General features: G+C 74.7%; 4 protein-coding genes and 1 pseudogene. 2 read left to right on the top strand and 3 right to left on the bottom strand.

The genetic code is table 11. The features are described 5' to 3' along the window. Positions 1–143 precede the first annotated feature (143 nt). The gene (locus tag ACQRUO_RS38490; protein WP_428320835.1) at positions 144–1265 is read right to left on the bottom strand and encodes a phosphotransferase; all 1122 of its coding nucleotides are present in this window, start codon (positions 1263–1265) and stop codon (positions 144–146) included. Between the two features lie 555 nt (positions 1266–1820). Here ACQRUO_RS38490 and ACQRUO_RS38485 point away from each other — a divergent pair. Further along, positions 1821–3284 (top strand): DNA-binding protein NsdB, encoded by a 1464-nt coding sequence (locus ACQRUO_RS38485; protein WP_428320834.1) that lies wholly within the window; start codon positions 1821–1823, stop codon positions 3282–3284. Between the two features lie 7 nt (positions 3285–3291). Here the strand turns inward: ACQRUO_RS38485 and ACQRUO_RS38480 are convergent, their stop codons facing one another. After that, entirely contained in the window at positions 3292–3468 is a 177-nt protein-coding gene (locus tag ACQRUO_RS38480) for a hypothetical protein (protein ID WP_428320833.1), read from the bottom strand. Positions 3469–3640: 172 nt separating this feature from the next. Then, complete coding sequence (locus tag ACQRUO_RS38475) at positions 3641–4006, bottom strand: hypothetical protein (protein WP_428320832.1); 366 nt, start codon at positions 4004–4006, stop codon at positions 3641–3643. Positions 4007–4411: 405 nt separating this feature from the next. Here ACQRUO_RS38475 and ACQRUO_RS38470 point away from each other — a divergent pair. Continuing rightward, positions 4412–5197: pseudogene (locus ACQRUO_RS38470) on the top strand (HEAT repeat domain-containing protein); the annotation flags it as partial.

Genomic DNA, 5197 nt, shown 5'->3' with positions numbered 1-5197 from the left:
GGGGGAGGGGGTTGTTTTGGGGGCGGGCGGTTGTGGGGGGGGGGGGGGTGGGGGGGGGGGGTGTGCCTCTCCGCTCCCCCCCGGGCCGCGTTGGCCCGCGCCGCCCGCCCGCGCGGCTGAGCCGCACCGGCGGGCCCGACCGGTCAGCGGGTGCCCACCGCGGCCCGCACGGCGCGGCGGGCCAGCGCCGCGTCGTCGTACAGCCGGCGGATCATCAGCCGCTGCTCCTCGCCGGCGCCGGGCACGTCGTAGAGCCGCAGCTCCCGCATCAGCACCAGGACCAGGTTGACCAGGAACGCGTCCCGCGCCAGCGTGCCGCCCACCTGGGCCAGTTGACTGATCTGCCGGCGGGCCGCGGTGTCCCCGTAGAGCACGCTCCACAGCACCGCCAGGTCGTAGCCGGGCAGGTACCAGCCGGCCTGCTCCCAGTCCAGCAGCACCGGCCCGGAGGGGGCCAGCATGATGTTGCTGAGGAGGGCGTCGCCGTGGCAGAGCTGCCAGCCGGAGTGGGACAGGCCGTGCAGCAGCTGGCGCAGGTCCCCGGCGTCCCGGTCGGTCAGCTGGCCCACCGAGTGGTACCGGCCGATCTCGAACTGGTAGTCCAGCGGCTGGTGGAAGACGTCGATCGGCGGGCGCCAGAGATTGAGCGACCGGATCGAGCCGAGGATGGCGCGCACCTCGCCCGGGGTCGGCGCGTCGGCCGGGTGGCGCTCCACGGCGGCGGGGCGGCCCGGGATCCGCTCCATCACCAGCACGCAGCGGTCGTGGTCGGCCGCCACCAGGCGCGGCATCCGCACCGGCGGGCGGTGCCGGACGAAGGCCCGGTAGATCGCCACCTCGCGGCGGAACCGCTCCACCAGCAGGGCCCGCCGATCACTCTGCACGGCCTGCGGGGAGAGGCACTTGGCGACCACGGCGGTGCGCCCGATCAGCCCGGTGATCAGGATGTGCGCCCCGTCCTCGCGCAGCACCTGGCGCGCCGAGAAGGCGGGACATATCCGCGTGATGTGGGCGAGCGCGGCCCGGACGGCCGGGGTGGCGAGGGCGGCGGTGTCGATGCGCTCGACGACGGGGGCGGGTTGGGGCGCGCGGGGGCGCAGCAGGCGCTCACCGGCGCGCGGGATATGGGCGGGCGCCTCGATGCGCCCGGCGGGGCGCGCGGGGAGGGCAGGCTTCGGCCCGGGCCGGCGGATCGCCACGGAGGACGGCGGCCGCTGCGCGATGCCGGTCCGGGGCGCGGTGGGGGAAGTCGCGGAGGTGTACATGAGGGGGCGGGATTCCCTTCCTTGCCGATGGCATATGACAGTCAAGACGGGGGCCCTGACCGAGTCGAACGGGGTGCCACGATTGGCGCGCGGAGGTGTACGACCTGGCTCGCTGGGGTGGACGACGGCGCACGGGGGGCGTGCGCCGGAGCACCCGGGCGCGGCGGCCGTCCGGGGATGGGTGGGACGGACGACGGGCCGCACCGGTCGGCGCGCCCGGCTCCGGGACCGGCCGCCCGAGCGGACCCGCGCACCCTGGGGAAATGCGCTGGTCCGCCCGGCCGGCCGGGCTCGGCACCGGTTCGCCACCCGGCCGCGCCACCCCTCTTCGCCAGACCGCACCGGCGGTCCGGCACCGCCGGCGGAGACGGCTCCCGGCGGTGGTTCCCGGTGCTCGGAGGGGTTCCGAACCCCGGGTGGGGTTGCGCATCTCTACTTGACACCCGTGCGGCACTGGCTGACCAGTTGGCGAGCCCTGGCGAACCCTGGCGAATGCTCGCGTGGCACATGACAGCCCATTAATCTCGAACCAGCCGAGGAGCCTGGGGGCTTGATGTGAGCAGCGGACCCAACACCCGACTCGCCGATCTGTTCGCCTTGACCGGTTGGTCGAAGGGCGAGCTGGCTCGGCTGGTCAACCGGCGGGGTGCGGCGATGGGACAGCAGCAGCTGTCCACCGACACCTCGCGGGTGCGGCGTTGGATCGAGCGGGGCGAGATCCCGCGCGATCCGGTGCCGCGGGTGCTGGCCGCGGTGTTCACCGAGCGGCTCGGCCGTGTCGTCTCCATCGAGGACCTCGGTCTGGCGCGACCACGGCGGACAGCAACGGCCAGGGCGGGTGACGCCGCGGTCGAAGAGCCGGAGCGTACGGCCGAGATCCTCACCGAGTTCACGGGAATGGATCTCATGCTCAACCGACGCGGACTGGCCGATACCGTCACCGAGTTGCCGGGTGCCTCCGTCATCCCCGACTCCCTCTACCACTGGCTCGGCGGGGAGAGCGTCGCCCACGCGGCGAACCGCCCGCGCCAGGTGATCACCGGCACCCCCGCCCGCCCGATCGTGGACGTCTACGAGCCCGGCCCGGCCGGCCCGGCGGAGGTCGCCGCGCTGGAGCGCTCCTTCGAGGTGTTCCGGGCCTGGGACGCCTCCCGCGGCGGCGGGCTCCAGCGCAAGGCGGTGATCGGACAGTTGAACGAGGTGGGCGGGCTGCTCACCCACCGGCACCCGCCGGAACTGGCCCGCCGGCTCTGGCTGGTGGCGGCCAACCTGGCCGCGCTGGCCGGCTGGATGTCGCACGACGTCGGCCTGGAGGCCACCGGGCAGCGGTACTTCGTGATCGCGGCGCAGGCCGCCAAGGAGGCCGGCGACCGGCCGCGGGCGGGCGAGGCGATCTCACGCTGCGCCCGGCAGCTGCTGCACCACGGCCGCGCCACCGAGGCGCTGGACCTGATGCGGACCGCCCACGCCGGCGCCGGGCCGCAGCTGCGGCCGCTGACCCGGGCGATGCTGAACACCGTGGAGGCCTGGGCCGAGGCCTCGTTGGGCCATGGCGAAAGGGTGGCGCGACTGCTCGGGGAGGCCGAGGAGGAGTTCCTCAAGGGTTCGGCGGAGCCGCAGCCGGTCTGGATGCAGACCTTCAACGAGGCCGAGCTGCACGGCATGCAGGCGCTGGTCTACCGCACCCTGGCGGAGCACGACCCGCGGGCGGCCGAGCGCTCGGTCGAGCACGTGCGGGCGGCGATCCGGCTGCGCGCCGGGCAGGGGCAGGAGCGGTCGACCGTGTTGGACCTGGTCACCCTGGCGTCGGTGCGCTGGCTCACGGGGGAGCCGGAGGAGGCCGGGCGGCAGACCAGGCTGGCGCTGGAGCTGATCAGCGCCACGTCCTCGCACCGCACCTGGGACCGGCTGCGCCGGATGGACCGGCTGGCCGCGCGCTACCAGGCGCTGCCCGCGGTGGCCGAGCTGCGGGCGGACGTCGGGGCGGCGGTCCCGGCGGCCCGCCGCCCGCCCGAGTAGCGCGAACTCAGATGTTGTCGACGTTGGCGCTGTGCACCTGGTCCCAGGCCTCCTGGACGTAGCGCTCGCGCTCGACCAGGCTCAGCGCGGGGAAGTACTCCTTGAGTCGCTCCACCACGACCTGCTCGGGCTCGTGGCACTCGTGCAGCAGGAATGCGGCCTTGTGCAGAATGCTCTGTTCCACGGAACGGTCCTCCCTCGGTGCAGGTCCGCCCTGTGCTGACACTGCGGCCGACAGCATATGTGTCCCGGGTACCGCCCCGATGTCCAGGGCAGTGCGACACGAGTCGCACCCGAGGTGATCCGAGTCGCACCCGAGCGGAGGCCGGGCGTGCGGTCGAGCCGTGCGCGCGGGGTCAGCAGGCGCGGACCAGCATCCGCAGCGAGACCACCTGACCATCCGGACCGAGCACCGGGCGGCCCGAGCAGTGCACCGGGAACGGGGCGGGGGCGCCGGCCGGCCCGGCCGGCCGTTCGATGCGCACCACCCCGTCCAGCGGGCGGCCGTGCACCAGGGCCTCGGTCACCATCCGGCAGAGGGCCGGGCGGTCCTGCGGCACCAGGCGGCCCGGCAGCTGGTCGAGGGTGAGCGGGCCGAGTTCGGGATCGCGGGCGAGCAGCGGGTAGGCCTCCGCGGACCAGCGCACCGTGTCCTGGAGCAGGTCCCACTCCATGGCGGCGGTGGCCTGGGCGGGCGGAGCGCTGGGCAGGGAGAGACTCATCGGCGGTCCCACGGGGCTGTCGGGGAAACGGGAGCGGAGCGTGCGGTCGGTGCCGGAGCGTGCGGTCGGTGCCCGAGCGTGCGGCGTGCCGGGGCGTGCGGTCGTGCCGGAGCAGCGAGAACGACTCTGGCACAGCCTCACGCTCCGTGCGTGAAGAATGGCAGAAACGATAGGAACTTTCATCTGGCATATGCCAGTGCAACGGCCCGGGCATCATCGGGCGCGACCGGGGGCAGATCGGATCGAAGGGGCGGGGCACCCGGGAGCGAGGTGGGTGCGCCTGCGGCGGACAGACGGTAACCTACGGTGATTCCGGCGCCCGGGCGCCCGCCCCAGCGTGACCACCAGACCCCCGGCGACGGAAATCCCGTTGCCACGACGACTGCCGCAACGGATGCTGACCTCATGTTCGAGCCCGTGATAGCCCCCAGCGCCAGCCTCCTCGGCCTGCTCCAGCGAGGACGCGGTGACGGGCAGTTGCATGCGCTCGCAGCGGACCGTGACGAGGCCGTCGCCGCCCTGGAGGAGTGCGTCACCAACGACCCGCGGGGCGACTGGCAGCTGGAGAACCGCTCCCTCTACTACGCCCGCGTCTACATGGACCTGGAAGCCCCGCTCGGCGGCATCGAGCGGCACCTCGGCCACCCCGACGACCTGCTGGACCCGCAGGACCACCGCACCGGCCTGGCCCTGTCCGTGCTCGGCCACCTGGCCGGCTACGGCCGCCGCGACGCCCTGCTGCTGCTCCGCTCCTACACCGCCACCGGTGCCAACTGGGCCTGGTCGCTCGACGAACTGGCGCTGCGCGACACCGACGAGGCGCTGTTGGAGCTGGCCCCCGCCGTGCTGGGCCGGTTCCCCGCCACCGAGGAGGGCGAGGCCGAGCTGCGCGCCGCCATCCGGTCCGCCTACGAACCGCGGCCTTGGCGGCTGTGGGCCGAGGCGCACCCCCGGGTGGCCGCCGCCGGCGAGCAGTCCCCCTTCGACCTGTGGCAGCGCCAGCTCAACCGGGGCGGGGTGACCCCGGGCTGGAGCGTGGCCGACGTGCTCGCCTGGGCCGACCAGCTGGAGCCCGGGGTGCACCCGGACGCCGAGGCGGTGGCCCGCCGGGCGGCCGCCGCCGCCCGCTGCCTGGCCGCCGTGGCCCGCCCCGAGGACCGCGAGCAGCTGCTCGCCGCCGCCCGCGACGGC

It is taken from the genome of Kitasatospora sp. LaBMicrA B282 (assembly GCF_050325825.1).
GTDB lineage: Bacteria > Actinomycetota > Actinomycetes > Streptomycetales > Streptomycetaceae > Kitasatospora.
This window is presented reverse-complemented; position numbering and strand designations above follow the sequence as displayed.